The organism is Streptomyces triticagri, assembly GCF_003429565.1.
Classification (GTDB): domain Bacteria; phylum Actinomycetota; class Actinomycetes; order Streptomycetales; family Streptomycetaceae; genus Streptomyces; species Streptomyces triticagri.
Window position 1 is genome coordinate 69,064 of record NZ_QUAK01000016.1, and the last position, 25,870, is coordinate 94,933.

The following is a 25,870-nucleotide window of genomic DNA, read 5'->3' on the forward strand; positions in this document are numbered from 1 at the left end:
GCGCGGGGGCTCGAGGGACGCGGCGCACAGCCCTGCACATTCGGGCAGGACCCGGTCTCAAGGAGGCCTCAGGCCATGTCGCTCTCGTCCTTCGGTTCGTACGGTTCGTCCGATCCCTTCGGGGATCTGCTGAGCAGATTCTTCGGTACGTCGCCCATGGCGTCCCCGCCCGCGGTGCAGCGGGTGCCGATCGGCAGGCTGCTCACCGAGTCCGCGCAGGACCTGCTGGCCAAGGCCGCGGAACGCGCCGCATCCGACGGCAGCATGGATCTCGACACCGAGCACCTGCTCTGGGCGTGCACCCAGGTCGAGCCGACCCGCAGCCTGCTGCAGCGCGCCGGAGTGGACCCCGACCGGCTCGGCCGGGAGATCGCCGAGGTCCTGCCGGGCGAGGGCTCCGAGGTCTCCGGCACCCCGGACCTCACCCCGGCGGCCAAGCGCAGCCTGCTGCGCGCGCACGCGATGTCCCAGGCCGCCGAGACGTCGTACATCGGCCCCGAGCACATCCTGCTCTCGCTCGTCTCCGACCAGGACTCGGCGGCCGCCAAGCTGCTGCGGGCGCACGGCGTCGACGCCCGCGCCATCCTGCAGGAGGCCAGTGAGCCCGGCGGTGCGGAAGGACAGAGCGGCGGCAAGGCGGCGAGCGAAACCCCGACCCTCGACGAGTACGGCAGGGACCTGACCGCCGACGCCAAGGCGGGCCGCCTCGACGTGGTGGTCGGCCGGGCCGAGGAGATCGAGCAGACGGTGGAGATCCTTTCCCGCCGTACGAAGAACAACCCGGTGCTCATCGGTGAGCCCGGAGTGGGCAAGACGGCGATCGTGGAGGGCCTCGCCCAGCGGATCGTCGCCGGTGACGTGCCGGGCTCGCTGGCCGACCGGCGGGTGGTCGCGCTCGATCTGACCGGTATGGTCGCCGGATCCAAGTACCGCGGCGAGTTCGAGGAGCGGATCAAGAACGTCATCGACGAGGTCACCGCCGCATCGGACTCGACGATCCTGTTCATCGACGAACTGCACACCGTGGTCGGCGCGGGCGGTGGCGGCGAGGGCTCGATGGACGCCGGGAACATCCTCAAACCGGCCCTGGCCCGCGGCGAGTTGCACGTGGTCGGTGCCACCACGCTCGACGAGTACCGCAAGTACATCGAGAAGGACGCCGCACTCGAGCGCCGCTTCCAGCCGGTCACCGTGCCCGAGCCGACGGTCGCCGAGACCGTACTGATCCTGGAGGGACTGCGCGACTCCTACGAGGCGCACCATCAGGTCCGATACAGCGACGAGGCGCTCGCGGCGGCCGCCGACCTCTCCGACCGGTATGTCACCGACCGCTTCCTGCCGGACAAGGCCATCGACCTGATCGACACCGCGGGCGCCCGGGTCCGGCTGCGCTCGCTCGGAAGGTCCACCGAGGCCGTGGAGCGCGAGGACGCCCTCACCAAGCTGCGGCGGGAGAAGGACGAGGCGGTGGCGCACGAGGACTTCGAGCGCGCCAAGGAGCTCAAGGACCGCATCGCCGACACCGAGTCGGAGCTCGCGGGCATCGCGGAGCGCCGCGAGGGCGTGATGAAGGTGACCGCGGACGACATCGCCGAGATCCTCTCCCGGCGTACCGGCATCCCGGTCGCCCAGCTCACCGAGGACGAGAAGCAGCGGCTGCTCAAACTGGAGGACGCGCTGCACAGCCGGGTCGTCGGCCAGGACGAGGCCGTGGTGGCCATCTCCGAGGCGGTCCGGCGCTCGCGGGCCGGGATGAGCGACCCGGACCGGCCGGTCGGCTCCTTCCTGTTCCTCGGCCCCACCGGTGTCGGCAAGACCGAACTGGCCAAGGCGCTCGCCGAGTTGCTGTTCGGCGACGAGAACCGCCTGGTGCGTTTCGACATGAGCGAGTTCCAGGAGAAGCACACGGTGTCGCGGCTGATCGGCGCCCCGCCGGGCTATGTGGGCCACGACGAGGCCGGCCAGCTCACCGAGCGGATCCGCCGTCAGCCGTACAGCGTGGTGCTCTTCGACGAGGTGGAGAAGGCACACCCCGATGTCTTCAACGCCCTCCTGCAGGTCCTGGACGACGGGCGCCTGACGGACGGTCAGGGCCGCACGGTCGACTTCCGCAACACCATCGTCGTGATGACCTCCAATGTGGGCGCCCATCGCATCCTGGCCCACCAGGGCGACGTCTCGGAGATCAAGGACGACCTGATGTCCGATCTGCGGGGGCACTTCAGGCCCGAGTTCCTCAACCGCATCGACGAGATCATCATCTTCCACGGACTCACCCAGGACGACCTCTCGCACATCGTCGGACTGCTGCTAGACGAGAGCCGGCGCCGGGTGCGCGCCCAGGGTATGGACCTCGAGGTGACCGAGGCGGCCAAGAAGCTCCTGGTCGCGCACGGCCATCAGCCCGAGTTCGGCGCCAGGCCGCTGCGCCGCACCATCCAGAGCGAACTGGACAACCGCATCGCCTCGTTGGTGATCTCCGGCGAGGCCGGCCCCGGCGACACCATCGTGGCCGACGTGGTCGACGACGCCCTGACCTGCTCCGTACGCCCCGGCGAGAAGGACGAACAGGGCACGGTGCACAGCGAACAGGAGCAGGCGCCGGGCGCGGCGGTCGACGAGCCCGCGGCAGCCTCGCCGGGCGGGAGCGGCGCCGCTCCCGCCGAATGAGCCGGCCACCGGGAGGCGACGACCGCGGCGACGAGGCGATCGCGCACCCGCCACAGCAGCCCGGCCCGGCGGGCGCCGCACAGGACGCCGCCTCCGACATCGACCCGCCACGCCCCGAAGTGGCGCTCGCCGCCAACGGGATGGGCAGCTTCTCCTGGGACGTGGCGAGCAACACCATGCGTTACGACGAGGCCGGGCTCGCGGTGATGGGCTTCGGACCCGGCGAGTTCGACGGACGGCTCACCACCCTCGCCGAGCGCATGATGGACGTCGAACTGCCCGCCGTGGAGGAGCAGGTGGGCCGCGGCCTGCGCGACCGCACCGGCTTCAGCCTGTACTTCCGGGTCCGGCTGCCCGGCGGCCGGCTGCGCTGGACCCACACCCAGGGGCATGTGGAGTGCGATCCGGAGGGCGCACCCGTTCGCGTCATCGGCATCATCCGCGATGCCAGCCAGGAACTGCGGGCCGTCGACCAGACGGAAGAGCTGCGCCGGGCGCGCGACGAGCGGCGCCGGCAGGCCGACATCGTCGGACATGTCAGTGACGCGCTCGCCCCCACGGTGACCGTGGACGACGTGGCGCAGGCACTCACCAGCAGCAGCCTCCTGGAACACCTGGGCGCCGTGACCATCGTGCTCGGCCTGGTCGACAACGGGCATCTGGAGATCGTCGGCTCCAACGGCTGCCCGGCCGTGCTCGTCCGCGACTTCCACCTCTCCCGGCTCACCGATCCGCTGCCGCTCACCGAACCGGTCGTCACCCGGCAGCCGGTGTTCGTCAGCTCGCGCGACGACTACCGGCGGCGCTATCCGGGCCTTGCGCCCTACCTCGACTCGTTCTCCCCTTCCGCGGTCGCCGTCTATCTCCCGCTGATCGCCCAGGACATCCCGATCGGCTCGGTCGGACTCACCTACGACGGCCGCGCCGAATTCACCCCGGACGAACGGACCGTACTGACCGCGCTCGGCAAGGTCATCGCCCAGTCCCTGCAGCGCGCCCTCCTGTACGACCAGGAGCACGAGCTGGCCGCCGGCCTGCAGACGGCCATGCTGCCCGGGCGGCTGCCGCAGATCACGGGTCTCTCCCTCACCACGCGCTACCAGCCGGCCCGGGCCCGCGGCGGCATCGGCGGCGACTGGTACGACGCGCTCACGCTGCCCGACGGCCGGATCGCCGCGGTCGTCGGCGACGTCCAGGGCCACGACGTCACCGCGGCCGCCGTGATGGGCCAACTCCGCATCGCCCTGCGGGCGTACGCCGCGGAGGGGCACCCCGCCACCACGGTGATGGCCCGGGCGGCGGACTTCCTCGCCGACCTGGACACCGACCGCTTCGCCACCTGTCTGCTCGCCATCGTCGACCCGCACACCGGCCTCACCGTCACCGTACGGGCCGGGCATCCGGAACCCGTCGTACGCAGCCCGGACGGGTCCTGCGGCTGGCTGCCCACTCCGGGCGGGCTGCCGCTCGGAGTCGCGGCGATGGGCGCCCAGGCCCCGTACCCGGCGTCCGAGACGATCCTGGCGCCGGGCGCGACGCTCGTCCTGTACACCGACGGTCTGGTGGAGGCGCGTACGGAGGACCTCGACCGGGGCCGTACCCGGCTCCTCGAATCGCTGCGGGCGGGCCCGCAGGAACCCGGCGAGCTCGCCGACCACCTCCTGAAGACCATGGGCGCCTTCACCGGCGAGGAGGACGACGTGGCCCTGCTCGTGCTGCACCGCGACCGGCGGCACCCGGACCGGCTGCCGACCGTGGAGCTGAGCCTGACCCGCGCCGATCCGGACTCCCTGCGGACCGCGCGAGCCGCCCTGCGCAAGGCCCTCGGGCGCTGGTCGCTCGACGAACTGGCCGACACCGCCGAGCTGTTGGCCTGCGAACTCGGCACCAACGCACTGCTGCACACCGACGGACACGCCGTGCTCACCGCACACCCGACCAGCAGCGGGCGCGCGGTGCGACTCGCCGTCAGCGACACCTCGCCGGCCTCGCCGCGGCGTATCGCCACCACCGACCAGTCGACCTCCGGGCGCGGTCTGATGCTGATCGAGGAACTCGCCGACTCCTGGGGTGTGGAGCCGCGCGGCACCGGCAAGCGAGTCTGGTGCGAGATCGCCCTGCCACCCGACTGAGGGGTGTCATCCACGTACGGCGAGCAGCAGGCCCTTGCCGACGGCGGTCACCGTCGATGCGCCGAACTCCTCGTCCGCGTCGACCAGTTGAACGAAGTCGGCCACCTCGTCGGGGTGTGACAGGACGTTGTCGACGATCAGCAGTCCGCCCGGACGCAGCACCCGGCGCGGATGCGGCCACCAGGACGCGTACTCGGTCCGTTCGGAGTCGAGGAACAGCGCGTCCAGGGCCGCGTCCGGCAGCGTGCGCAGTACCTCGCCGCCGTCGGCGCGACGCAGCTCCACGTGGTCGGCCAGGCCCGCCCGTACGAGATTGGCGGCGGCCGCGCGCTGGGCGGCGCCGTCCAGATCGACGCTGAGCAGCGGATCGCCGCCGGCTGCGCGCAGCGCGTCGGCGAACCAGATCGCCGAGTAGCCGTTGGAGGTGCCGATCTCGGCCATCCGCCGGGTCCCCGCCGCCCGCAGCACGACGGACAGCAAGGCGGCCGACTCCGGCTCCAGATTGCGGCGGCGCAGCAGCCGGTCGCTCTGCGCGGCGTCGTGCTCGACGCCCTCCCGATGGAGCGCATGCAGCAGGTTCATGTCCACAGGGCGCCAACGTACCGGGCCCGGCGGCCGGGTCCCAGGGGTCGTACGGCACGCACGGCCAGGGCCCCGGACTCGTACGGGCACGGTCTCATAGGTGCCTTCGCCCGCACCCGTGCGGGAAACTCGGCCAGGGACCCCCGATCGAGTGAACCGGCACCTGGTCCTGACGTCCGGGAGGCGACCGTCTCCCACCATGTCCGGTGCAGAAAGGCTTCACCTTGGCGGAACGACGGGGACGGGATGGCGACGCGCAAGGGCGCAGGGCAACGGCGTACGGGCCCGGGGCAGATGGTGGGACGTGCTGCGGAGCGCGACCGGCTCCGCGCGCTGCTCGGCAGGGCACGGCTGACCACCGTGACCGGACCGGCGGGGGTCGGGAAGAGCCGGCTTGCCGAGGAGGCCGCCGACACCGTCTCCCGGACCTGGAAGAGGGACCGTCTGCTGCGTGCACGCTGGTGGGATTCCGGCACCGAGCGGGGCGCCCTCGAAGGCCTGTGCGCGGCGGCCGGCCTGGGTGCGGAAGCGGATCTGGAAGCGCTGGCCGGGGCGCTGCGGGGGCGCCGCTGTCTGCTCTTCCTCGACGATGTCGACCCGGTCCGCCTGCCGTTGGCCCGCCTGGTGCAGAACCTGCTGATGCGGCTGCCCCGCCTGAGGGTGCTCGTCACCTCGCGGGGTCCGCTCGGGCTCGGCGAAGAAACCATTCTGCGCCTGGGTGTCCTCGCCCCCGAGGAGGCCGCGGACCTGTGCGCGGCGAAGAACATCCCGGCCGCGGCGGCCGACCCCGCGGAGCGGGCCGCCCTCGGCGCGGCGCTCGAACACAACCCGCTGGCCCTGCTGTTGGCCGCCGGCTCCGGTCCTCGCGACGGCCCGGTGCGCCACACCTCGATGCTCGCCGCCGAGGACGCGGGAGCCCGGCTCCTCGACCCGGGCGACCGGACGGTCTGGGCCCGGCTCTCCGTGCTCCCGGCCACCTTCGACCTCGCCACCGCGCAGACCCTCGCGGGTGACGCCGGCGCCTGCCCGCCCGCACGGGTGCCGTCCGCCGTGGCCCGGCTCAATCTGGTCTCGACACTCATCGCCGACCGCGACCCCGGCGCCGTCACCGCGCCGCGCTACCGGCTCACGGCCTCCGCCCGCGCCTGGGGCGTCCGACAGCTGCGGGCCCGTGGTGAGTACGACGAGGCGCGGCACCGACTGCGCCTGCGCGCCCAGAACATCGCGGTCCACGCCCGTCATCTCTGGGACACGGGCCAGCACCGCCGCGCCCTGCGCACCGTCGAAGGAGACTGGCCGCTCCTGGACACCGCACTGGAACACCCCGGCGAGGCACCGGAGGACAGCCCGGACGGAGATGTGGCGCTGCTCGGGATCTGCGTCGATCTGTGGTTCTGGTGGCTCACCCAGGAACGCGCCGAATCCGGCCTCGACCTGCTGCGGCGCCACCTGACGGCGCACGGCCGGCTCTGGGGCACCCATGCCGAGGCGCTCACCCTCGCCGCGCATCTGGCGCTGGCCGCCGGGCGGCCCGCCCGCCCCTATCTGGACGGGAGTTGGCGCTCCGCCGTGGTCAGCGGCGACGGGGGACTCTTCGCCGCGGCCCAGGTGGCACAGGCCGAGCACGCGCGCCGGCAGGGCGACTGGACGGCGGCCCGCGAGTTCCTGCGCACCGCCGACCCGTCGGCTCGCGGGGGAGCACCGCCGCACAGCGCGGCCCCCGGCGTCGGCCACGGCTGGGCCCGGCTCGCTCTCTCGCTCGCCGAGGACCGGCTCCTCGACGAGGCCGCCTACGCCGCCGACCGCGCCCAGCAGGCCGTCGATCCGGACCGCGACCCGTGGGCGCAGGCGCAGTTGCTGCACGCCCGGGCCGTGATCCACCAGCGCCGCGGCAGGCCCGCCGCGGCCTGGCGGGCCTGTCTGACCGCCCAGGAGGCCGCCCGCCACCACGGCTACCAGGACCTCTGCGCCCGGCTCGAACCGCTGGCCCTCGGCCTCGGCGGCGACCACCCGCACCTGGCCCGCACCCGGCCGGCCTCCCGGCACCCGGCCGAACTGCGCCGCCGCCCCTGACACACGGCGCCGGCGACCACGACCACCCCACCCGCGTCCGGAGGCGGGGTGTGACACTACGGAGCAAGGGCGCGCGGTCGCCCCGGCCTCACCTCAGCCGCCCCAGCCGTACGCCCGAGCACAGGAGCCGGACACCCCATGGCCTTGCAGATCAGTGCCACGAACCCGGAGCATCCCGGGCTGCTGCTCGACCTGCCCTGGCAGACTCCGCTGGAGGAATGGCCCGACGACGTCCTGGTCCCTCTGCCGCGCGGCATCTCCCGGCATGTGGTGCGGCATGTGCGGGCCGGCGACGAGGTGGTGGTCGTCAAGGAGATCGCCGAACGTCCCGCCGTGCGCGAGTACGAACTCCTGCGCACCCTCGACCGGATGAGCATCCCGTCCGTCGACCCGCTCGCGGTGGTCACCGGACGGACCGCGGCCGACGGCTCCTACCTCGAGCCCGTACTGATCACCCGGCATCTGGACGGCTCCATCCCGTACCGGTCCATGTTCGAGACGACCGTGCGCCCGGGCACCGTGCACCGCCTGATGGACGCGCTCGCCGTGCTGCTCGTACGCCTGCACCTCGGCGGCTTCGCCTGGGGCGACTGCTCGTTGTCCAACACCCTCTTCCGCCGGGACGCCGGCGCCTTCGCCGCATATCTGGTGGACGCCGAGACGGGGGAGCTGCACACCGGCCTGAGCGACGGGCAGCGGGCGTACGACATCGATCTCGCCCGGGTCAACATCAGTGGCGAGATGCTCGATCTGGAGGCCGCCGGAGCCCTGCACCCGGCCATCGACCCGATCCGCTTCGGCACCGAGATCAGCGAGCGCTACGAGGCCCTGTGGTCCGAACTGACCCGCACCTCGGTCTACCCGGCGGGCAAGCACCACTACATGGAACGGCGCATCCGGCGCCTCAACGACCTGGGCTTCGACGTCGCCGAGATGCAGATCGAGCACGCCGACCACGGGGACACCGTCACCTTCGTGCCCAAGGTCGTCGACGCGGGCCACCACCAGCGCCAACTCCTGCGCCTGACCGGCCTGGACGCGGAGGAGAACCAGGCCCGCCGGCTCCTGAACGACCTGGAGAGCTGGATGGCCACCCAGGACGACTACGCCGCACCGGGCTCCCGCGACGCCGGCCTCGGCACACGTCCCGAGGTGCTCGCCCACCGCTGGGTGCGCGACGTCTTCCGACCCGCTGTACGCGCCGTACGCGACCGGGTGCCGCAGCGCCTGGACCCGGCGCAGCTCTACCACGAACTCCTGGAGCACCGCTGGTACTTGTCCGAGCGGGCGCAGCACGACATCGGTCTGGAGGCGGCCGCCGACGACTATGTGCGTACGGTCGCGGGCGGGGGAGCGGAGGCCGGCGATGATCCCGTGGAGGACGGCGACTGACCCCGGGCCGGCTTCACAGCGGCGGGTTGCCGTGCTTGCGCAGCGGCAGATCGGCGTGCTTGCGGTGCAGCGCCGCGAGTGAGTCGATCAGCACCCTGCGGGTGTCGACCGGGTCGATGATCTCGTCGATCAGGCCGCGCTCCGCCGCGTCGTAGGGGTGCATGAACTCCGCCCGGTACTGCTTGGCGAGGTGCTCACGCGTCGCGTCCGGGTCGTCGGAGCCCTCGATGCCGGCGCTGAAGGCGCGATCGGCCGCGTCCTCGGCGCCGGTCACGGCGATCTCGTTGGCGGGCCAGGCGAAGGCCAGATCCGCGCCCGCGGAGCGCGAGTCCATCACGAGGTACGCCGTCCCGTAGGCCTTGCGGAGGACCACGGACACCCGGGGGACCGCGGCATTGCCGTAGGCGTAGAGGAGTTGGGCGCCGCAGCGCAGGACCCCGTCGCGTTCCGAATCGGGCCCGGGTAGAAAGCCCGGCACATCCACGAGGGTGACCAGGGCGATGTTGAACGCGTCGCAGGTCGTCACGAAGCGGGCCGCCTTCTGCGCGCCCCGGGCGTCCAACGCCCCTGCCTGCACGCCGGGTTGGTTCGCCACCACGCCGACGACCTCGCCGTCGAGCCGGACCAGCGCACAGACCACGTTCGGCGCCCACGCCTCGTGCACCTCGAAGTACGAGTCCGCGTCGGCGATCTCCCGGATCACCGGCCGGATGTCGTACGGCTCGCCGGGGTCGGTGGGGACCAGGTCGAGCAGGGCCTCGCAGCGCCGTTGCGGTGTGTCGCCGCTCGGCGTCCAGGGCGGCAACTCGGTGTTGTTGGCAGGGAGTTGGCCGATCAGATGGCGGACGTCGGTGAGGCAGCTCCGCTCGTCGGGGTAGGAGAAGCCGGCCGTCCCCGTGGTGTGCGCGTGGATCAGTGTGCCGCCGAGGTCCTCCAGGGAGGTGCGGACTCCGGTGGCCGACGCGGTCTGCGCCGGTCCGGCCGCGGCCAGTTGGGACGTACCGTCCACCATGAACACGAAATCGGTGAGGGCGGGTGAGTAGGCCGCGGTGCCGGAGCAGGGTCCGAGTACCACGCTGATCTGCGGTATCACTCCCGAGGCGCGGGCGTGGCGCCGCATGATGCCGCCGTGCCGGGCCAGCGCCCCGACCCCTTCGAGCACCGGGACCCGGGCGCCGTCGCAGACGCTCACCAGCGGTGCGCCAAGGCGCTGGGCCCGGTCCATCACCTTGTGCACCTTCGCCGCCGAGGTCTCGCCGAGAGTGCCCTCGAAGACGCCCGGGTCGTGTGCGTAGACGAAGACGGTACGTCCGGACACCAGGCCCCAGCCGGTGACCACACCGTCCGAGTGCGGCGTGCCGAGCGCTGAGCCGACCTCGGTTCCCCGGTCCTGAACCAGCGCCTCCGTCTCGTGGAACGACCCCTCGTCCAGGAGCAGTTCGAGGCGTTCACGGGCCGTCGCGCCAGGACGGGCGGCCCGCTCGCCCTTGACGGGGGCGCAGCAGCGCACGATGCGGTCCTCGCGGCTGCGGACGTCGGGGGCGGCATCGTCGGCCGGCTCCTGAGGCCTCCAGGGACTCGGACGGTGGTGGCGGACGGGCTCCTCCACGGTGGCCATACGACCTCCAGCTGCGACAGGGCGTGGACGGATCTCCCCATGATCGGTCGGCCGGACCACGGCGGCATCCGTGGCGGGCCGGCGCCACCGCCCGCCTGGTCGAGCCGGCCACCGGAGACCGGCGCGTCCTGTCGTCCCGGCCGGTCGCCGCCCCGCCGTCACCGGTTCGGCCCAGCTGAACCAGTGCGGACCCGGCAGCCGGGCCACTCTGGGTACTGGCCCCCGGGGAGCCGAGAACCGGCCCCGAGCAGGGGCCCACGACTCGGGGACGACAGAAGGGGCTCCTTCCATGGCGACGCTGTGCAGACCCGCGGTCTCCGTCCCCGAGCATGTGATCACTCGAGCGGACACCCTCGAGCTGGCCCGGACGCTGCACGCGGACCATCCTCAACTCGAGCTTGCGCTGCGGCTGATCGAGAACACCGGTGTGCAGAAGCGGCACATCGTGCAGCCCATCGAGGACACGCTCAAGCATCCGGGCCTGGACGCCCGCAACGCGCGCTACGAGGCCGAGGCCAAGGCCCGTGTCCCGGAGGTCGTACGCCGGGCCCTCGACGCCGCGGAGCTCCGCACCAGGGACATCGACGTGATCATCTACGTGTCCTGCACGGGATTCATGATGCCGTCCCTGACGGCCTGGCTGATCAACGAGATGGAGTTCGACAGCGACACCCGGCAGATACCGATAGCCCAGCTCGGCTGTGCCGCCGGCGGAGCGGCGGTGAACCGGGCCCACGACTTCTGCACCGCGTACCCGGACGCCAACGCCCTGATCGTCGCCTGCGAGTTCTGCTCGCTGTGCTACCAGCCCACCGACCTGGGCATCGGAAACCTGCTCTCCAACGGCCTCTTCGGCGACGGCATAGCGGCCGCCGTCGTACGAGGCCGCGGCGGCACCGGTGTCTCACTCGAGCGCAACCGCTCCTATCTGGTGCCCGACACGGAGGACTGGATCGCCTACGAGGTCCGCTCCACGGGATTCCACTTCCAGCTGGACAAGCGGGTGCCCGGCACCATGGAACCCCTCGCGCCGGCCCTCAAAGAGCTGGCCGCACTCCACGGCTGGGACGCATCCCAGCTGGACTTCTACATCATTCACGCGGGCGGTCCCCGCATCCTCGACGACCTCAGCAAGTTCCTCGGGGTCCCTTCCGAGGCATTCCGCTTCAGCCGGGCCACGCTCACCGAGTACGGCAACATCGCCAGCGCCGTCGTACTCGACGCGCTGCGCCGGATGTTCGAGGAGGGCGGCAACCGCGACGCGGCCTGCGGACTGCTCGCCGGATTCGGCCCCGGAATCACCGCTGAGATGTCACTCGGCCGCTGGAGGCAGCATGAGCAGTGAGACCACCACCGGTACGGCCGGTGCCCGTACGCGCACGCCGGACCTCGCGAGCGCCGCCCCGGGATGCCCCGTCGCAGGCACCGGCACGGCCGTCGACGCCGGGCTTCCTCCGCTGCGGCACTGGCCGGCCATCGACCTGGACGGCGTGGACTTCGATCCCGTACTCGCCGAGCTGATGGCCGAGGGACCGGTCACCCGCATCCGGCTGCCGCACGGCACGGGATGGGCCTGGATGGTCTCCCGCTACGAGGACGTGCGCATGGTCACGGGCGATTCGCGGTTCAGCCGCGCCGCCGTGATGGAGCGCGACGTGACCCGGCTCGCGCCGCACTTCATCCCGAGCAAGGACGCGGTGGGCCTGCAGGACCCGCCGCACCACACCACGCTGCGGCGCGCGGTGGCCCCCGCGTTCACCGGCCGGGGAGTGGAGCGGCTGCGCTCGCGCGCCCAGGACATGCTCGGTGAACTCGTCGACTCGATGCTCCGCGACGGCCCGCCGCTCGACCTCACCGAGCGGCTCCTCGCGCCGTTCCCGCTGGCCGTGGTCTGCGAACTGATGGGCATCCCCGAGCACGAGCGCCCGCAGATGCACGAGTGGACCAGCCTGATCCTTTCCTCCTCCGCGGGAGCGGACCGCAGCGAGCAGGCAAAGGGCGCCATGTGCGGATACTTCCGCGAACGCCTGCGAGCCGGCGGGAAGCAGGACGGCGAGGACGGCGAGGACGGCGAGGACGTGGTCAGCCTGCTGGCCGCCGCGGTCGCGGCCGGCGACGTCACCGAGGCCGAGGCCGTCGGGCTCGCGCTGCTCATCCAGATCGGCGGCGAGGCGGTCACCAACAACACCGGCAACATGGCGTACATCCTGCTCACCCGCCCTGATCTGCTGGCCAGGCTGCGCGAAGAGCCCGAGGTGCGCCCGCGCGCGATCGACGAACTCCTCCGGTACATCCCGCACCGCAACTCGGTCGGTCTCTCCCGTATCGCCATGGAGGACGTGACGGTCGCCGGCGTCCGCATCCGGGCCGGCGATCCCGTGTACGTCTCCTACCTCGCGGCCAACCGCGACCCGGACGTCTTCCCCGACCCCGACCGCATCGACTTCGACCGCGACCCCAACCCCCATGTCTCCTTCGGGCACGGTCCGCACTACTGCATCGGCGGACTGCTCGCCCGACTGGAGAGCGAACTGGTCGTGGACGCGCTCGCGGACCGCTTCCCCGGGCTGCGCCTGGCCGTGCCGGTCGATCAACTCCGGTGGCGGCCCGGCGCGTTGATCCGCGGCCCCGAGGGAATGCCGGTGGCCTGGTGAGCGCGGTGGTGCCGGGTGCGGCGTCCGCGTCCGAAGGGCTGCTCGTGCCCAGCGGTCACGGCCGCACCCTGCACTCGCCGGCCCAGCAGGTGACGTTCAAGGTCACCGGAGAGCACTCGAGGGCGGCCTCCAGCTTCGAGGTGGTGGTGCCGCCCGGATTCGACGTGGGTGCCCATGTGCACACCCGCAGCGAGGAGTTGTTCTACGTACTCGACGGGGAGCTGGACGTGCTCGCCTTCGAGCCGCGGGTGCGTACCCCGGACGGCTGGCAGGACTGGGAGTCACCGGCGGGGCAGCGCACGGTCCGCGCCACCCCCGGCACCGTGATCGTGGTGCCACCCGGCTGCCCGCACGCGTTCGCCAACCGTACGGACACCCCGGCCAAGATGTTCTTCCAGGCCTCCCCGCCGCCCGACCACGAGCGCTACTTCGAGGAGCTGCTCGCGCTGCTCGACGCCGAAGGATCGCCACACCCCTCGGCGATCGCCGAACTGCGGGCGCGCTACGACATCGAGCAGCTCACCCCACTGCGTCACGACGCGCGTTGAGCCGCCACCTGCGCCCGATCGACCGCAGCAGCGCCGGGTACACACCGACGTACCGGAACGGCTTGATGCCCAGCATGTAGAGGCGCCCGAGCAGGCCGTTCGGCTTGACCAGTACGGTCATCACGCCGTGGTACCCGCCGCTGCCGTCCGACACCCAGCCCAGGTGCAGTACGCAGTGCATGGTGCTGTTGGCCATCTCCGCGGCCCATTCGTCATGGGTGAGGAAGACCGAATGGAACTTCGCGGGCTCCTCGATGTCGGGGCCGCGCTCGCCCGCGCGCAGATCGTCGGGCAGCCTGTCGCGCAGCGTCGCCACCCTGGCCCCGACGCCGCTCTTCGGCCTGTCGAGCCGGAACAGCCTGCCCAGCTTCCAGCGGACGGCGAACAGCGCGCGGTACACCACCGAGTCCACGCGGTCGTCGTCGCGCTCCGTGAACTGCGCCACGAGACGCGCCAGATCGTCCGGCCCGCCGGGAGTGGGCAGCGCCCACACGTCCTCGACGCGAAAGTCGTCGGCGATCTCGTGCACCCGCCACGGGCGGGAGGTGAATGCGGTCCTCGGGAGTCTCATCGGCTCGCCCCTTGTCCCTGCGGTTGTGTCCAGTTTCCCACACGATCTATACGGCGCCGTATACATCGAGGCTAGCAGCCTTCTGTACGGTGGCGTACATGGGGCCGGCAGAAGTGAGGAGGGCCACGGGATGGGTGTGACGCGCACGCCGCGCGCCCGCTGGATCGAGGAGGGGCTGCGCGCGCTCGCCACCGGCGGTCCGGGTGCGGTCCGGGTCGAGGTGCTCGCGCAGGCCCTCGGTGTCAGCAAGGGCGGCTTCTACGGCTACTTCCGCAATCGGGAGGCGCTGCTCACCGAGATGCTCGACGCCTGGGAGCGCGAGGTGACCGAGGGGGTCATCGAGCAGGTCGAGCGCGGCGCCGGGGACGAACGCGCCCGCCTGGACCGCCTGTTCACCCTCGTCGCGGAGTCCGACGGCGTGCTCACCGGCACCACTCTCGACCTCGCGGTACGGGACTGGGCGCGCCGCGACGAGGCGGTCGCCGAGCGGCTGCGGCGCGTCGACAACCGGCGGATGGACTATCTGCGTTCCCTGTTCCGCGCCCTGTGCGAGGACGAGGGCGACGTCGAGGCCCGCTGCCTGCTCACGTTCGCGCTGCGCATCGGCAACCCGTTCATCGTGGCCGACCACCCCGGTCGTACGCGCGCCGAGGTCCTCGAGCAGACCCGGAACTGGCTGCTGCGGTGACGCGGCGGCCCGGTCAGCGGGCCCGCGGCTCCAGGACCACCACCGCGGTCTCCGACGGCCGCCGAGCCGCCAAGGCGTCCACCTTGCCGTCGATCTCGCGCCACCGTCCCCAGAGGCGGGCCCGCTCCTCGCCCTCCGCGGCGCGCCCGTGCACCTGCCGGACACCGCCGGGCAGGTGCACCGTGCTGTCGGGATGGGCCTGCAGGTTGAGCCACCAGGCGGGCTCCGCCGCGCCCCAGCCGTTCATCGCGAGGGTGATCAGATTCGGGCCGTCCTCGAAGTAGCCGAGCATGACGCCGCGTTCGAGACCCGTGCGGCGGCCCACGGTGGTCAGACGCAGCACACCCCAGCGGTCCGCCGCCTTCGGGCGCGAAAGGCCGAGACGGCCTCGGGTGACGCGATACAGGCCGCGATGGACGGCCCAGGCACAACGGATGAACCAGCGCGGTGGAATCCGAGCCTTCGACGTGCCTCGGGTGGACATGAGCGACCCCCTCGTCCGACGGCCGACACCGTGCCGTCAATATGGCGGACACCGGCGAATCCGACCCCGCCATGTGCCCCCGACCGGCCGACGTGCAGTGGCGTCCCCGTACCGCCCGCAGGACGATGGCCCGGGGCGTGCCCCCGCGCCGGCGCGTGCCCCGGCCGTCCCGCACACCGTCGATCAGCAGGGAGCAGCCACGATGGAGGACACCTCGAGCGCAGGGCGCACCGTCCTGGTGGGTGTCGACGAAGGGCCGGAGCAGCAGGCCGTCGTACGGTACGCCGCCCGGCAGGCCGCCCTGCACGGAGCCGCGCTGCACCTGGTGCACGTCGTACGGCCCGAGGCCTCCGGAGAGGCTGCCCTGCGGCTGGCCGTCGAGCGCGAGGCGACCGTGGTGGAGCCCCTCGCGGATCTCGTCCGCAGCGAGTTCCCCGATCTGGCGGTGAGCTCGGAGGCCGTCTCGGGACAGCCGGCCGCCGTGCTCATCGACCGCTCGACGGACATGACCCGACTCGTGGTGGGGCACCGCGGCAGCGGCGGCTTCCCGCGGCTGCCGCTCGGCTCGGTCAGCTGGCAGGTGGCCGCCCACGCCGCCTGCCCGGTCGTCGTCATCCGTCCGGGCGAACCACCCGCCGACGCCCCCAACCGGGTCGCCGTCGGCGTGGACGTCGTGGACATCCCGGAGAACGCTCTGGAACAGGCCTATCGGGAGGCCGAACTGCGCGGCGCCCACCTCACCCTGCTGCACGCCAACTTCCACCTCAGCGAAATGCCCACCGGCCCGGCCATGGCCGCGCCGAACTTCGAGGCCCTGGACGCCGGCGCCCGGCGCCTCCTCAACGACGAGGCGGTCAGACGCCGCGCACAGCACCCGGATGTGGAGGTCGGCCTGCGGGTGGAGCGGGTCCGGCCGTCCACCCTGCTCACCGAGGCGTCCCGCCGCTCCTCGCTGCTCGTGGTCGGCTCGCACGGGCGCACCGGCCTGCAGCGGCTGATCCTCGGCTCGGTCAGCGCGGAGGTCCTGCACACCGCCTCCTGCCCGGTCATGGTCGTCCCGCACACGGCGGCCGGAGCCTGAGGAACAGCCCGCAGGTCAGCCCGGTCCGCCCGTCCCGGCCCCCCAGCGCCACTCCGTGATCTCCGCAGGGTCCTCCCCGGTGCGGCGCAACTCCGCACGCAGCCGGTCGCGATGGCGTGCGTACCGCGCCGCCAGATCGCCCGCCGCACCGGAGCGTCCCCGCAGCAGCCCGAGCGCGGCGATCACCAGATCGTGCCGGGACACCCCGTTGTCCGCGAGCAGGTCGTACGGCGTCGTGGTGGTGCCCTCCTCGACGTACCCCCGTACCTGGAAGCGGTCCGGCGCCGGGCGGCTGTGCAGCAGATGGTGCACGGCCGACGGATAGCCGTGGAAGTCGAAGAGGACCGGGGTGTGCTCCCCGAACAGCTCCTGGAACTCCTCGTCCGGCATGCCGTGCGGATGGCGCCCGGGCGGGGCCAGGACACAGAGATCGACCACATTCACCACCCGTATCCGTACGTCCGGCACATCGTGCGCGAGCAGTTCGGCCGCGGCGAGGGTCTCGACGGTGGGAATGCCGCCCGCGCACGCAAGCACCAGCTCCGGATCCTCCCCGTCGTACGTGGACGCCCACCGCCAGACGGACGCCCCGGCGGCGCAGTGCCGGCGCGCCTCGGCCAGGGAGAGCCACTGGGCCGCCGGATGTTTCCCGGACACCACCGCATTGATCCGGCCGGTGTCGCGCAGCAACTGATCCATGGTGACCAGCAGTGTGTTCGCGTCCGGCGGCAGATACACCCCGGTGACCGAACTCCGTTTGGTGAGCAGGTTGTTGATGAAACCCGGGCCCTGATGGCTGTAGCCGTTGTGCTCCTGCCGCCAGCCCTCGCTGGTCAGCAGATAGGTGAGACTGCTGACGGGGGAGCGCCACGGCACCTCGGCGGCCATCTTCAGCCACTTCGCGTACTGGTTGAGCATGCTGTCCACGATCGAGGCGAAGGCCTCGTAGGTGGGGAAGATGCCGTGCCGGCCGGTGAGCAGGTAACCCTGCAGCCAGCCCTGGCAGTTGTGCTCGGACAGCACCTCCAGCACCCGCCCGTCGGGGGAGAGGTGCTCGGCATAGGTCTCGACGGGCCAGGTGTAGCCGCGGCCGGTCGCCTCCAGGACTCCGTCGAGACGGTTGGAGGCCAGCTCGTCGGGGGACACGATGCGGAAGTCGCGGGTCGGCTCCGTGCGGCGGAAGACCTCCTCGAGCCACTTGCCGAGTACCTCGTTGGGGCTGGCCGTGGCGCTGCCGGGTCCGCCCTTCACCTCCACCGCGTACGGTTCGACCGGCGGCAGGTCGAGTGGCCGGCGCAACTGCCCGCCGTCACCGGCCGGTTGCCGCCCGATGCACCGCTCGCCGCTCGGGCAGACCCGCAGCACCTCCGCCACCGGCCGGCCGTCCGCATCGAAGAGCTCCTCGGGCCGGTACGACCTGAGCCAGGCCTCCAGGGCCGCGAACTCCTCGGGATCGTCGTGGACTTGGGGGAGCGGCACCTGATGGGAGTGGAACGTCCCCTCGATCCGCCGCCCGCCCACCTCGGCGGGCGCGCCCTGCCCCTTGAGGCTGCGGAGCACGATCATCGGCCATCGCGGGCGCTCCACCTCCTCGCCGGACCCGGCGCGGCGCTGCAGATCGGTGATCGCTGCTTCCGCGTCCAGGACCGCGTCGGTGAGCCGCTCGCTCTCCGGCGCCGCCGCCATGTCGACGATCACCGGATCCCAGCCGTAGCCCCGGAAGAGATCGGTCAGTTCGGCGTCCGACATGGTGGCGAAGAGCGTGGGGGAGCAGATCTTGGCGCCGTTCAGATGCAGGATCGGCAGCACCGCGCCTCCGGTCACCGGATCGAGGTGTTTGACCGAGTGCCAGGCGGCGGCGGTCGGCCCGGTCTCGGCCTCGCCGTCCCCGACGATGCAGGCCACCAACCGGCCGGGCGCGTCGAAGGCGGCCCCGAAGGCGGTGGCCAGTGCGTATCCCAGCTCGCCGCCCTCGTGCAGCGTGCCGGGCAGCGCGGGGGAGAGGTGGCTGGGGAAGCCGTCCGGCGCGCAGTAGCGGCGGGCCAGCTCGGTCAGGCCCTGCTCGGTGCGGGCCAGGGCCGGGTCGTAGTGCGCATGAGTGCCCTCCAGCCACAGATTCGCGTGATTGGCGGGAGCGCCGTGCCCGGTGCCGGTGACCAGGAGGACGTCGGTGCCGCGCTCCCGTACCAGTGTGTCCAGGGCCGCGTACGTCATGGTGATGCCGGGGCAGGAACCCCAGTGACCGAGCAGCCGCGGCTTGAGGTGCTCGGGGTGCAGCGGCTCCCGCAACAGCACGTTGTCGCGCAGGAAGATCAGGGCGACGGCGATGTAGTCCGCCGCCCGCCGGTAGGCGAGCGTTCCGTCCGGTGCCGGCGCCATGGGTCAGCCGGTGGGTGCGAGTGCGGCGTCGATCTCGCGCAGGAAGTCGGGCAGATCGTCCGGGTTGCGTGAGGTGATCAGCAGCCGCCCGTCGTGCTCGTCCGTGACGACCGCCTTGTCGACCCACTCACCGCCCGCGTTGCGGATGTCGGTGCGCAGCGAGGCGTACGACGTGAGGGTCCGGCCGCTGACCAGCCCCGCCTCCACCAGGAGCCACGGGCCGTGGCAGATCGCCGCGACCGGCTTCCCGGCCTCGGTGACGGCGCGCAGTACGCGCAGCGCGTCGTCCTGCAGTCGCAGCGAGTCCGCGTTGAGCGTGCCGCCGGGCAGGACGAGCAGGTCGTACGCGGCGGGGTCCACCTCTGCGAGGGCCAGATCGGGTTCGGTGCTCTGGCCAGGGTTGCGGTCCCCGACGAGCGTCTCGACCGGGTCCGTGGTCACGGCGGCCACCGCCACATCGGCGCCCTGATTCCTCAAGTGGCGTACGGGAGTGAGGAGTTCGTCCTGTTCGACGCCGTAGTTGGTGACCATCGCGAGGATGCGGCGGCCGGTGAGGGGCTGGGTGTCAGGCATGTCCGGCTCCTGTCCTTCGGTGCGGTCGGCGGCCCAGGGGAGCGGCCGGTGAGCGGTGGCCGCCCGTCCCGGGTCCGCCCGTCCGGGTCCGATGTCCGCCCGTCCGGTTACCCGGGCCCGCCGAGGTCACACAGGGATGAGCCGGCATTTCGGGGGCCGGTCAACCGGGTCGGTACCTTGCAGCGCAAGGAACCCGTGGGCGGGGTCGGGGCCGGCCGGGTCCTCCGCTCGTGCATCCGCGCCGGTTCGGGCTCTCCCGGATGCGGGTGCGGGTGTGGGTGCGGTACGGCTCCGGGAGCAGGCGTACGCCGGGTACCTGTCGGGGTCACCAAGTCCTCCTGGTCGCCGTGGACGGCTCGAGGGTGCCCATGCGCTCCACGGCCTCGGTCAGGATCGCGGTGGATGTGGCGAAGTTCAGACGGATATGACCGGATCCGCCGGTGCCGAAGGCCGGTCCGGCGCTGAGTGCCACGCGCGCCTGCTGCAGGAAGGCGGCCGCGGGTCCCGCCGTGGCGGAGACGTTGCCGCGGGCCGTGGCCTCGGCCGGGTCGTCGTGGCCCAGCGCGGTGCAGTCCAGCCAGGCGAGGAAAGTCCCCTCGGGCGGTCGCCAGGCCACCGAGGGCAGCTGCTCCGCGAGGAGTTCGCCGAGCAGCCGGCGGTTGGCGTCGAGCCCGTCGAGCAGTGCGTCCAGCCAGGCGCCGCCGTGCCGGAGCGCGGCCGTGTGGGCCAGTACCCCGAGATGGCTCGGTCCGTGCCCGACCTCCTCCGGGAGCCGGGCCAGATCGGCGGCCGAGCCGGGGCCGGCGACCGCGACCGCCGCCTTGAGCCCCGGCAGGTTCCAGGCCTTCGACGCGGACGTCAGCGAGAGGCCGGTGCCGGCGGCGGGCACACTGAGGTACGGCGTGAACCGTGCACCCGGCAGCACGAGCGGCGCGTGGATCTCGTCGGCGACCACACGGACCCCCAACCGGTCGGCCAGCTCGGCCACTTGACCGAGTTCCTCACGGGTGTGCACCGTGCCCGTCGGATTGTGCGGACTGCACAGCAGGTACGCGGCGGGCCGGCCGCCGCTCCGGGCGTGCCGGAAGGCGCTCTCCAGTGCATCGAGGTCGATGCGCGCCGTCGGTGACAGCGGCGCCTCCACGATGCGGCGGTCCATGTGCTCGACGAACGGATAGAACGGCGGATACACCGGACAGTTGACCACCACGGCGTCGCCCGGCCCGGTGACCAGGCGGAGCATCTCCACCGCGCCCATCATCACGTCGGGCACCAGCGCGGTCCGTGCCGGGTCGAGCCCGGTCCAGGCCCAGCGTTCCGCGGCGAACGCGCCGAGTGCTTCCGCGTACGCGGTCCCCACCGGATAGCCGGTGTCCCCTCGGGCCACGGCGTCGCTGATCGCCCGCACCACCGGCTCCGCGGGTGCGACGTCCATCTCGGCCACCCACAGCGGCAGTACGTCACCGGGGTGCGTACGCCACTTCAGGCTCGAGCGGGAGCGCAGGTCCTCGAGCGACAGCTGTTCCAGGGGGTTCGGTACGGACGGCATCGTGGCGGCTCCTCCACTGCGGCGGCGACCCCGGTGCGCGGGGCGGGTGCGTACGTACTGGACAGGATGTGCCCGGCGGGAGGGTGCCGCACGACGTGCAGGAGGAGCGTTAGTAGGGGCGGTGCGGCCGTGTGCGGCATGCGTCAGGCCCCCGTGCCCGGTGTGCCGGGTGCGGGGGCCTGTGCGGGTGGGGTTTGCGGTGTGGGGTCAGGCCTTGCGGGTGTTGANATCCCGGCGGAGGCGCGCCCGGCGCCGTGCGTACGGTGGCGGACCGCGGCGGCCCCTGCGGCGTACGGAGCGCGGCGGTCGTCTCGTCACCGGGACTGCCCGCGACCGCCTCGAGCAGCGCCCGCGCCTGCTCCGCATCCGGCCTGGCCGCCGGGTCCTTGGCCATCAGCTGCTGCAGTACGGGAGTCAGCGGGCCCGAACGCACCGGCTCCGGAAGCGGATCCACCACGATCGCGGTGAGCGTCGACCAGGTCGAGGTGCGCCGGAACGGCACCGAACCCTCCACCGCGCCGTACAGCGTCGCGCCGAGCGCCCAGACGTCGGAGGCCGGCCCCGGCTGCCGGCCCTGCGCGCGCTCCGGCGCCAAGTAGTCGAGGGAGCCGACGAGTTCGCCGCTGCGGGTGAGATGGGTGGACGAGCCGTCGCCAGGGTCGTCCATGGTGGCGATGCCGAAGTCGGTCAGGACGACGCGTCCGGAGCGCTCGAGCAGGATGTTGCCCGGCTTCACGTCGCGGTGCAGGACGCCGGCCCGGTGCGCGGCGGCCAGGGCGTCCATCACCTTCGCGCCGATGGCGGCGGCCTCGCGCGGCGACAGGCTGCCGCCCTGCTCCCGGAGCACATCGTCGAGGGAGGGCCCGTCGACGAGCTCCATCACGATCAGCGGGCGTCCGTCGACCTCCGCGACGTCGTGCACGGCGACCACTCCGGGGTGCCGCACCCGCGCCGCGGCCCGTGCCTCGCGCTGCATCCGCAGCCGCAGATCGGCGAGTTCGGGCGCTCCCGCGTCCGTGAAGGTACGGAGCTCCTTGACCGCGACGTCACGGCCGAGCACCTCGTCGTGGGCGCGCCAGACGACGCCCATGCCGCCGCGGCCGAGCCGGCTCACCACTCGGTAACGGCCCGCGAGCAGGCGGCCGTCGCCGTCGCCCTGCTGGTTCTCCCCCGAAGTCACCGTTGCCCCGTTCCTCGTACGTCCGTGGTGGCGTACACACTACGGGGCAACGGTGACGGTTTGTGCGGGTGTTGCGGGCCGCCGGAGGCTGGGCGGAGCTACTGCGCGGAGGCGGTGAGGGCGGCGCGGCGCGGGATCGCGAAGGCCTCCAGGTCGGCGCGGGTGAGACCGGTCAGGCGGGCCACCTCGCCGATGTCGAGCGCACCGCAGTCGAGGCCGCGCAGCAGGTAGCCGCTGAGTGCCTTGGCGGTGGCCGGCTCGTCCATCACGTCGCCGTCCACGTGGTTGGCGTACGCGGAGAGGCGGGCGGCGGCCTGCTCGAAGCCCTCGCGGTAGAAGGCGAAGACCGCGGCGTAACGGGTGGGGATGTGGCCCGGGTGCATGTCCCAGCCCTGGTAGTACGCGCGGGCCAGGGCGCGGCGGGTGAGGCCGTAGTGCAGCCGCCAGGCCTCGTGGACCTGGGCTGTGCTGCCGACGGGGAGCACGTTCGTCGAGCCGTCGCAGACCCGGACTCCGGTGCCGGCCGCGGCGACCTGCATGATCGCCTTGGCGTGGTCCGCGGCCGGGTGGTCGCTGGCCTGGTAGGCGGCGCTGACGCCGAGGCAGGCGCTGTAGTCGAAGGTGCCGTAGTGCAGACCGGTGGCCCGCCCCTCGGCCGCCTCGATCATCCTGGCCACGGCGGCGGTGCCGTCGGCGGCGAGGATCGACTGGCTGGTCTCGATCTGGATCTCGAAGCCGATCCGTCCGGGCGCGAGGCCGCGGGCCTTCTCGAACTCCTCCAGGAGCCGCACCATCGCGGTGACCTGGGCCGGGTAGGTCACCTTGGGCAGCGTGAGCACCAGGCCGTCGGGCAGACCGCCGGCCTCCATCAGGCCGCTGAGGAAGACGTCGAGGGTGCGGATGCCGCGGTCGCGGACCGGAGCCTCCATGCACTTCATGCGGATGCCCATGTACGGGGCGGCCGTGCCCTTCTCGTACGCCTCGGCCACCAGGCGGGCCGCGCGGGCGGCGTCCTGGTCCTCGTCCGCGCCGGAGTAGCCGTCCTCGAAGTCGATGCGCAGGTCTTCAATCGGCTCGCGCTCCAGTTTGGCGCGTACGCGGTCGTGGACGGCGACGGCGAGCTCGTCGCTCAGACCGAGCGCGGAGGCGAACGCGGCGGCGTCCGGGGCGTGTTCGTCGAGCGCCTGCAGTGCCTGGTCGCCCCAGGAGCGGATGGTGCCGGCCTCGAAGACGTTCCCCGGTACGTACACGGTGTGCACGGGCTGGCGGGTGCCCGGGTCGCCCGGGTAACGACGTGCGAGCTCCTCGTCGACCGGGGCGAGGGAGGCACTGATGCCCTCGCTGACCGCGCCTGCGAGGCTCGTCGCCACCTGCTCTTGCTGACCCATTGCCGCATCCTCCAGGTTCATTTTTCCGCTTCACGGAATCAGTAATCCGCATAGCGAAGTTAGCCGGGCACCTTCCCGCTGGTCAACACCCTGCAGGACCCCGGCGAGGAGTCAAACGCTCAGGCCCCCGTGCCCGGTGTGCCGGGTGCGGGGGCCTGTGCGGGTGGGGTTTGCGGTGTGGGGTCAGGCCTTGCGGGTGTTGACCTCGTCGGTGAGTTGGGGGACGACGGTGAAGAGGTCGCCGACGACGCCGTAGTCGACGAGGTCGAAGATCGGGGCCTCGGCGTCCTTGTTGATCGCGACGATCGTCTTCGAGGTCTGCATACCGGCCCGGTGCTGGATCGCACCCGAGATCCCGGAGGCGATGTACAGCTGCGGGGAGACACTCTTACCGGTCTGGCCGACCTGGTTGGAGTGCGGATACCAGCCCGCATCGACCGCGGCACGCGAGGCACCCACCGCCGCACCCAGCGAGTCGGCGAGGGCCTCGATGACGGCGAAGTTCTCCGCACCGTTGACCCCGCGGCCACCGGAGACCACGATCGCGGCCTCGGTCAGCTCCGGACGCCCGGTCGACTCCCGCGCGGTACGCGCGGTGACCTTCGTCCCGGTCGCCGCCTGCGAGAACACCACCTCGAGCGCCTCGAGGGCCCCCGCGGCCGAGGCCGGCTCCACCGGCGCACTGTTCGGCTTGACCGTGATCACCGGCGTACCGCGCGAGACCCGCGACCTGGTGGTGAACGCCGCCGCGAACACCGACTGCGTCGCCACCGGACCCTGCTCACCGGCCTCGAGATCCACCGCATCGGTGATGATGCCGGAACCGATCCGCACCGCGAGCCGCGCCGCGATCTCCTTGCCCTCCGCCGACGACGGCACCAACACCGCCACCGGCGACACCACCGCGTGAGCAGCCTGCAGCGCATCCACCTTCGGCACCACCAGATAATCCGCGTACTCCGCGGCCTCATCGGTCAACACCTTCACCGCACCGTGCTCACCCAGCACACCCGCCGTACCCGCGGCACCGTTGCCGAGCGCCACCGCGACCGGGTCACCGATCCGACGCGCCAGCGTCAACAACTCCAGCGTGGGCTTACGGACGGCACCGTCCACATGATCGACGAAAACGAGAACTTCAGCCATGAGACTTCCAACTCCTGCACATACGAAGACGAGAAAGGGGGACCACTGCCCGAACGACGAGACTCAGACGAACCAGCCAGACCCAGACCAACCGGCCAGACTCAGACGAACNAGGGGGGACCACTGCCCGAACGGCGAGACTCAGACGAACCAGCCAGACCCAGACCAACCGGCCAGACTCAGACGAACCGGCCAGACTCAGATGAACTTCTGACCCGCNGGGGGACCACTGCCCGAACGACGAGACTCAGACGAACCAGCCAGACCCAGACCAACCGGCCAGACTCAGACGAACCGGCCAGACTCAGATGAACTTCTGACCCGCGAGGAACTCGGCCAACTGCCTGCCACCCTCACCCTCGTCCTTCACGATCGTGCCCGCCGTACGCGNCGAGGAACTCGGCCAACTGCCTGCCACCCTCACCCTCGTCCTTCACGATCGTGCCCGCCGTACGCGCCGGACGCTCCACGGCCTCATCGACCACCGTCCACGCACCCGTCAGACCGACCTCGTCCGCCTCGATGTCGAGATCGTCCAGATCCCACGACTCCACCGGCTTCTTCTTCGCCGCCATGATCCCCTTGAACGACGGATACCGCGCCTCACCCGACTGATCCGTCACCGACACCACCGCCGGCAACACCGCCTCCACCTGCTCCGACGCCACATCACCATCACGCCGACCCCGCACCGTCCCCCCCTCCAGGGACACCTCCGACAACAACGTCACCTGCGGCACACCCAACCGCTCCGCCAGCAACGCCGGCACCACACCCATCGTCCCGTCCGTCGACGCCATCCCCGCGATCACCAGATCGAACCCGGCCTTCTCGACCGCCTTCGCCAACACCAACGACGTCCCCACCACATCCGTACCGTGCAGATCATCGTCCTCGACATGCACCGCCCGGTCCGCACCCATCGACAACGCTTTACGCAACGCGTCCTTCGCATCCTCCGGACCCACAGTCACCACCGTGACCTGAGCACCATCCACCCCGTCCGCGATCTGCAGCGCCTGCTCCACCGCATACTCGTCCAACTCCGACAGCAGACCGTCCACCTCATCACGATCCACCGTCAGATCATCCGCGAACTGACGGTCACCGGTGGCGTCCGGCACATACTTCACACAGACAACGATCCTCAAGCTCACGCCGG

At 71.9% G+C, this 25,870-nt stretch carries 18 protein-coding genes and 3 pseudogenes; 9 read left to right on the top strand and 12 right to left on the bottom strand.

Annotation, left to right across the window (positions count from 1 at the left end; translation table 11 throughout):
* The first annotated feature begins 75 nt into the window (after nucleotides 1-75).
* Both DY218_RS03325 and DY218_RS03330 read left to right on the top strand, forming a co-directional pair.
* Nucleotides 76-2,670, top strand: a complete 2,595-nt coding sequence (locus tag DY218_RS03325; protein WP_128554371.1) for an ATP-dependent Clp protease ATP-binding subunit — start codon at nucleotides 76-78, stop codon at nucleotides 2,668-2,670.
* Nucleotides 2,667-4,802, top strand: coding sequence for a SpoIIE family protein phosphatase (locus DY218_RS03330; protein WP_128554372.1), 2,136 nt, complete (start codon nucleotides 2,667-2,669; stop codon nucleotides 4,800-4,802). The genes DY218_RS03325 and DY218_RS03330 overlap by 4 nt, the downstream gene beginning before the upstream one ends.
* A 6-nt stretch (nucleotides 4,803-4,808) precedes the next feature.
* On the opposite strand, the gene DY218_RS03335 is transcribed toward DY218_RS03330, so the two are convergent.
* On the bottom strand, nucleotides 4,809-5,384 hold the full coding sequence (locus DY218_RS03335; protein ID WP_128554373.1) for an O-methyltransferase: 576 nt from the start codon (nucleotides 5,382-5,384) through the stop codon (nucleotides 4,809-4,811).
* Between the two features lie 246 nt (nucleotides 5,385-5,630).
* Between DY218_RS03335 and DY218_RS03340 the strand changes: the two genes are divergently transcribed.
* Both DY218_RS03340 and DY218_RS03345 read left to right on the top strand, forming a co-directional pair.
* Nucleotides 5,631-7,457: an ATP-binding protein gene (locus DY218_RS03340; protein ID WP_158573966.1), complete on the top strand. Its 1,827-nt coding sequence runs from the start codon at nucleotides 5,631-5,633 to the stop codon at nucleotides 7,455-7,457.
* Between the two features lie 138 nt (nucleotides 7,458-7,595).
* Nucleotides 7,596-8,849 carry a DUF4032 domain-containing protein gene (locus DY218_RS03345; RefSeq protein ID WP_128554375.1) on the top strand — a complete coding sequence of 418 codons (1,254 nt, stop codon included), beginning with the start codon at nucleotides 7,596-7,598 and terminating at the stop codon, nucleotides 8,847-8,849.
* A gap of 13 nt (nucleotides 8,850-8,862) precedes the next feature.
* Here the strand turns inward: DY218_RS03345 and DY218_RS03350 are convergent, their stop codons facing one another.
* Entirely contained in the window at nucleotides 8,863-10,467 is a 1,605-nt protein-coding gene (locus DY218_RS03350) for an acyl-CoA carboxylase subunit beta (protein ID WP_128554376.1), read from the bottom strand.
* Nucleotides 10,468-10,756: 289 nt separating this feature from the next.
* Between DY218_RS03350 and DY218_RS03355 the strand changes: the two genes are divergently transcribed.
* The 3 genes from DY218_RS03355 to DY218_RS03365 are packed head-to-tail and all read left to right on the top strand — an operon-like array spanning nucleotide 10,757 to nucleotide 13,669.
* Nucleotides 10,757-11,812 (top strand): type III polyketide synthase, encoded by a 1,056-nt coding sequence (locus DY218_RS03355; protein WP_128554377.1) that lies wholly within the window; start codon nucleotides 10,757-10,759, stop codon nucleotides 11,810-11,812.
* Nucleotides 11,802-13,121, top strand: coding sequence for a cytochrome P450 (locus DY218_RS03360; protein WP_128554378.1), 1,320 nt, complete (start codon nucleotides 11,802-11,804; stop codon nucleotides 13,119-13,121). The genes DY218_RS03355 and DY218_RS03360 overlap by 11 nt, the downstream gene beginning before the upstream one ends.
* Complete coding sequence (locus tag DY218_RS03365; protein WP_407703542.1) at nucleotides 13,118-13,669, top strand: cupin domain-containing protein; 552 nt, start codon at nucleotides 13,118-13,120, stop codon at nucleotides 13,667-13,669. The genes DY218_RS03360 and DY218_RS03365 overlap by 4 nt, the downstream gene beginning before the upstream one ends.
* Here DY218_RS03365 and DY218_RS03370 read toward each other — a convergent pair.
* On the bottom strand, nucleotides 13,641-14,240 hold the full coding sequence (locus tag DY218_RS03370) for a DUF2867 domain-containing protein (RefSeq protein WP_128554379.1): 600 nt from the start codon (nucleotides 14,238-14,240) through the stop codon (nucleotides 13,641-13,643). The two genes, DY218_RS03365 and DY218_RS03370, sit on opposite strands and share 29 nt — an antisense overlap.
* A 130-nt stretch (nucleotides 14,241-14,370) precedes the next feature.
* Here DY218_RS03370 and DY218_RS03375 point away from each other — a divergent pair, with 130 nt between their 5' ends.
* The gene (locus DY218_RS03375; protein WP_128554380.1) at nucleotides 14,371-14,928 is read left to right on the top strand and encodes a TetR/AcrR family transcriptional regulator; all 558 of its coding nucleotides are present in this window, start codon (nucleotides 14,371-14,373) and stop codon (nucleotides 14,926-14,928) included.
* Between the two features lie 13 nt (nucleotides 14,929-14,941).
* On the opposite strand, the gene DY218_RS03380 is transcribed toward DY218_RS03375, so the two are convergent.
* Nucleotides 14,942-15,412 carry a nitroreductase/quinone reductase family protein gene (locus tag DY218_RS03380; RefSeq protein ID WP_128554381.1) on the bottom strand — a complete coding sequence of 157 codons (471 nt, stop codon included), beginning with the start codon at nucleotides 15,410-15,412 and terminating at the stop codon, nucleotides 14,942-14,944.
* A 202-nt stretch (nucleotides 15,413-15,614) separates the two neighbouring features.
* Here DY218_RS03380 and DY218_RS03385 point away from each other — a divergent pair, with 202 nt between their 5' ends.
* Nucleotides 15,615-16,493 carry a universal stress protein gene (locus DY218_RS03385; protein WP_128554382.1) on the top strand — a complete coding sequence of 293 codons (879 nt, stop codon included), beginning with the start codon at nucleotides 15,615-15,617 and terminating at the stop codon, nucleotides 16,491-16,493.
* Nucleotides 16,494-16,508: 15 nt separating this feature from the next.
* On the opposite strand, the gene DY218_RS03390 is transcribed toward DY218_RS03385, so the two are convergent.
* The 8 genes and pseudogenes from DY218_RS03390 to DY218_RS03420 form a co-directional block, all read right to left on the bottom strand.
* Nucleotides 16,509-18,872 (bottom strand): phosphoketolase family protein, encoded by a 2,364-nt coding sequence (locus tag DY218_RS03390; RefSeq protein ID WP_128554383.1) that lies wholly within the window; start codon nucleotides 18,870-18,872, stop codon nucleotides 16,509-16,511.
* A gap of 3 nt (nucleotides 18,873-18,875) precedes the next feature.
* Complete coding sequence (locus DY218_RS03395; protein ID WP_128554384.1) at nucleotides 18,876-19,445, bottom strand: type 1 glutamine amidotransferase domain-containing protein; 570 nt, start codon at nucleotides 19,443-19,445, stop codon at nucleotides 18,876-18,878.
* 325 nt (nucleotides 19,446-19,770) lie between these two features.
* On the bottom strand, nucleotides 19,771-20,994 hold the full coding sequence (locus tag DY218_RS03400; protein WP_128554385.1) for a MalY/PatB family protein: 1,224 nt from the start codon (nucleotides 20,992-20,994) through the stop codon (nucleotides 19,771-19,773).
* Between the two features lie 228 nt (nucleotides 20,995-21,222).
* Nucleotides 21,223-22,174: pseudogene (locus DY218_RS03405) on the bottom strand (serine/threonine-protein kinase); the annotation flags it as partial.
* A 98-nt stretch (nucleotides 22,175-22,272) separates the two neighbouring features.
* Entirely contained in the window at nucleotides 22,273-23,562 is a 1,290-nt protein-coding gene (locus DY218_RS03410; RefSeq protein WP_128554386.1) for a DUF6986 family protein, read from the bottom strand.
* A 183-nt stretch (nucleotides 23,563-23,745) separates the two neighbouring features.
* Nucleotides 23,746-24,708 (bottom strand): electron transfer flavoprotein subunit alpha/FixB family protein, encoded by a 963-nt coding sequence (locus tag DY218_RS03415; protein ID WP_128554387.1) that lies wholly within the window; start codon nucleotides 24,706-24,708, stop codon nucleotides 23,746-23,748.
* A gap of 304 nt (nucleotides 24,709-25,012) precedes the next feature.
* Nucleotides 25,013-25,098 (bottom strand): annotated as a pseudogene (locus DY218_RS35925) (electron transfer flavoprotein subunit beta); the annotation flags it as partial.
* Between the two features lies 1 nt (nucleotide 25,099).
* Nucleotides 25,100-25,865 (bottom strand): annotated as a pseudogene (locus DY218_RS03420) (electron transfer flavoprotein subunit beta/FixA family protein); the annotation flags it as partial.
* Nucleotides 25,866-25,870: the final 5 nt, after the last annotated feature.

Coding starts and splice junctions, on each gene's coding strand:
- DY218_RS03345 (WP_128554375.1), top strand. CDS start 7,596: ATGGCCTTGCAGATCAGTGCCACGAACCCGGAGCATCCCGGGCTGCTG.
- DY218_RS03400 (WP_128554385.1), bottom strand. CDS start 20,994: ATGCCGTCCGTACCGAACCCCCTGGAACAGCTGTCGCTCGAGGACCTG.
- DY218_RS03325 (WP_128554371.1), top strand. CDS start 76: ATGTCGCTCTCGTCCTTCGGTTCGTACGGTTCGTCCGATCCCTTCGGG.
- DY218_RS03330 (WP_128554372.1), top strand. CDS start 2,667: ATGAGCCGGCCACCGGGAGGCGACGACCGCGGCGACGAGGCGATCGCG.
- DY218_RS03410 (WP_128554386.1), bottom strand. CDS start 23,562: ATGGGTCAGCAAGAGCAGGTGGCGACGAGCCTCGCAGGCGCGGTCAGC.
- DY218_RS03385 (WP_128554382.1), top strand. CDS start 15,615: ATGGAGGACACCTCGAGCGCAGGGCGCACCGTCCTGGTGGGTGTCGAC.
- DY218_RS03415 (WP_128554387.1), bottom strand. CDS start 24,708: ATGGCTGAAGTTCTCGTTTTCGTCGATCATGTGGACGGTGCCGTCCGT.
- DY218_RS03355 (WP_128554377.1), top strand. CDS start 10,757: ATGGCGACGCTGTGCAGACCCGCGGTCTCCGTCCCCGAGCATGTGATC.
- DY218_RS03350 (WP_128554376.1), bottom strand. CDS start 10,467: ATGGCCACCGTGGAGGAGCCCGTCCGCCACCACCGTCCGAGTCCCTGG.
- DY218_RS03395 (WP_128554384.1), bottom strand. CDS start 19,445: ATGCCTGACACCCAGCCCCTCACCGGCCGCCGCATCCTCGCGATGGTC.
- DY218_RS03380 (WP_128554381.1), bottom strand. CDS start 15,412: ATGTCCACCCGAGGCACGTCGAAGGCTCGGATTCCACCGCGCTGGTTC.
- DY218_RS03375 (WP_128554380.1), top strand. CDS start 14,371: ATGGGTGTGACGCGCACGCCGCGCGCCCGCTGGATCGAGGAGGGGCTG.
- DY218_RS03360 (WP_128554378.1), top strand. CDS start 11,802: ATGAGCAGTGAGACCACCACCGGTACGGCCGGTGCCCGTACGCGCACG.
- DY218_RS03340 (WP_158573966.1), top strand. CDS start 5,631: ATGGCGACGCGCAAGGGCGCAGGGCAACGGCGTACGGGCCCGGGGCAG.
- DY218_RS03390 (WP_128554383.1), bottom strand. CDS start 18,872: ATGGCGCCGGCACCGGACGGAACGCTCGCCTACCGGCGGGCGGCGGAC.
- DY218_RS03335 (WP_128554373.1), bottom strand. CDS start 5,384: ATGAACCTGCTGCATGCGCTCCATCGGGAGGGCGTCGAGCACGACGCC.
- DY218_RS03370 (WP_128554379.1), bottom strand. CDS start 14,240: ATGAGACTCCCGAGGACCGCATTCACCTCCCGCCCGTGGCGGGTGCAC.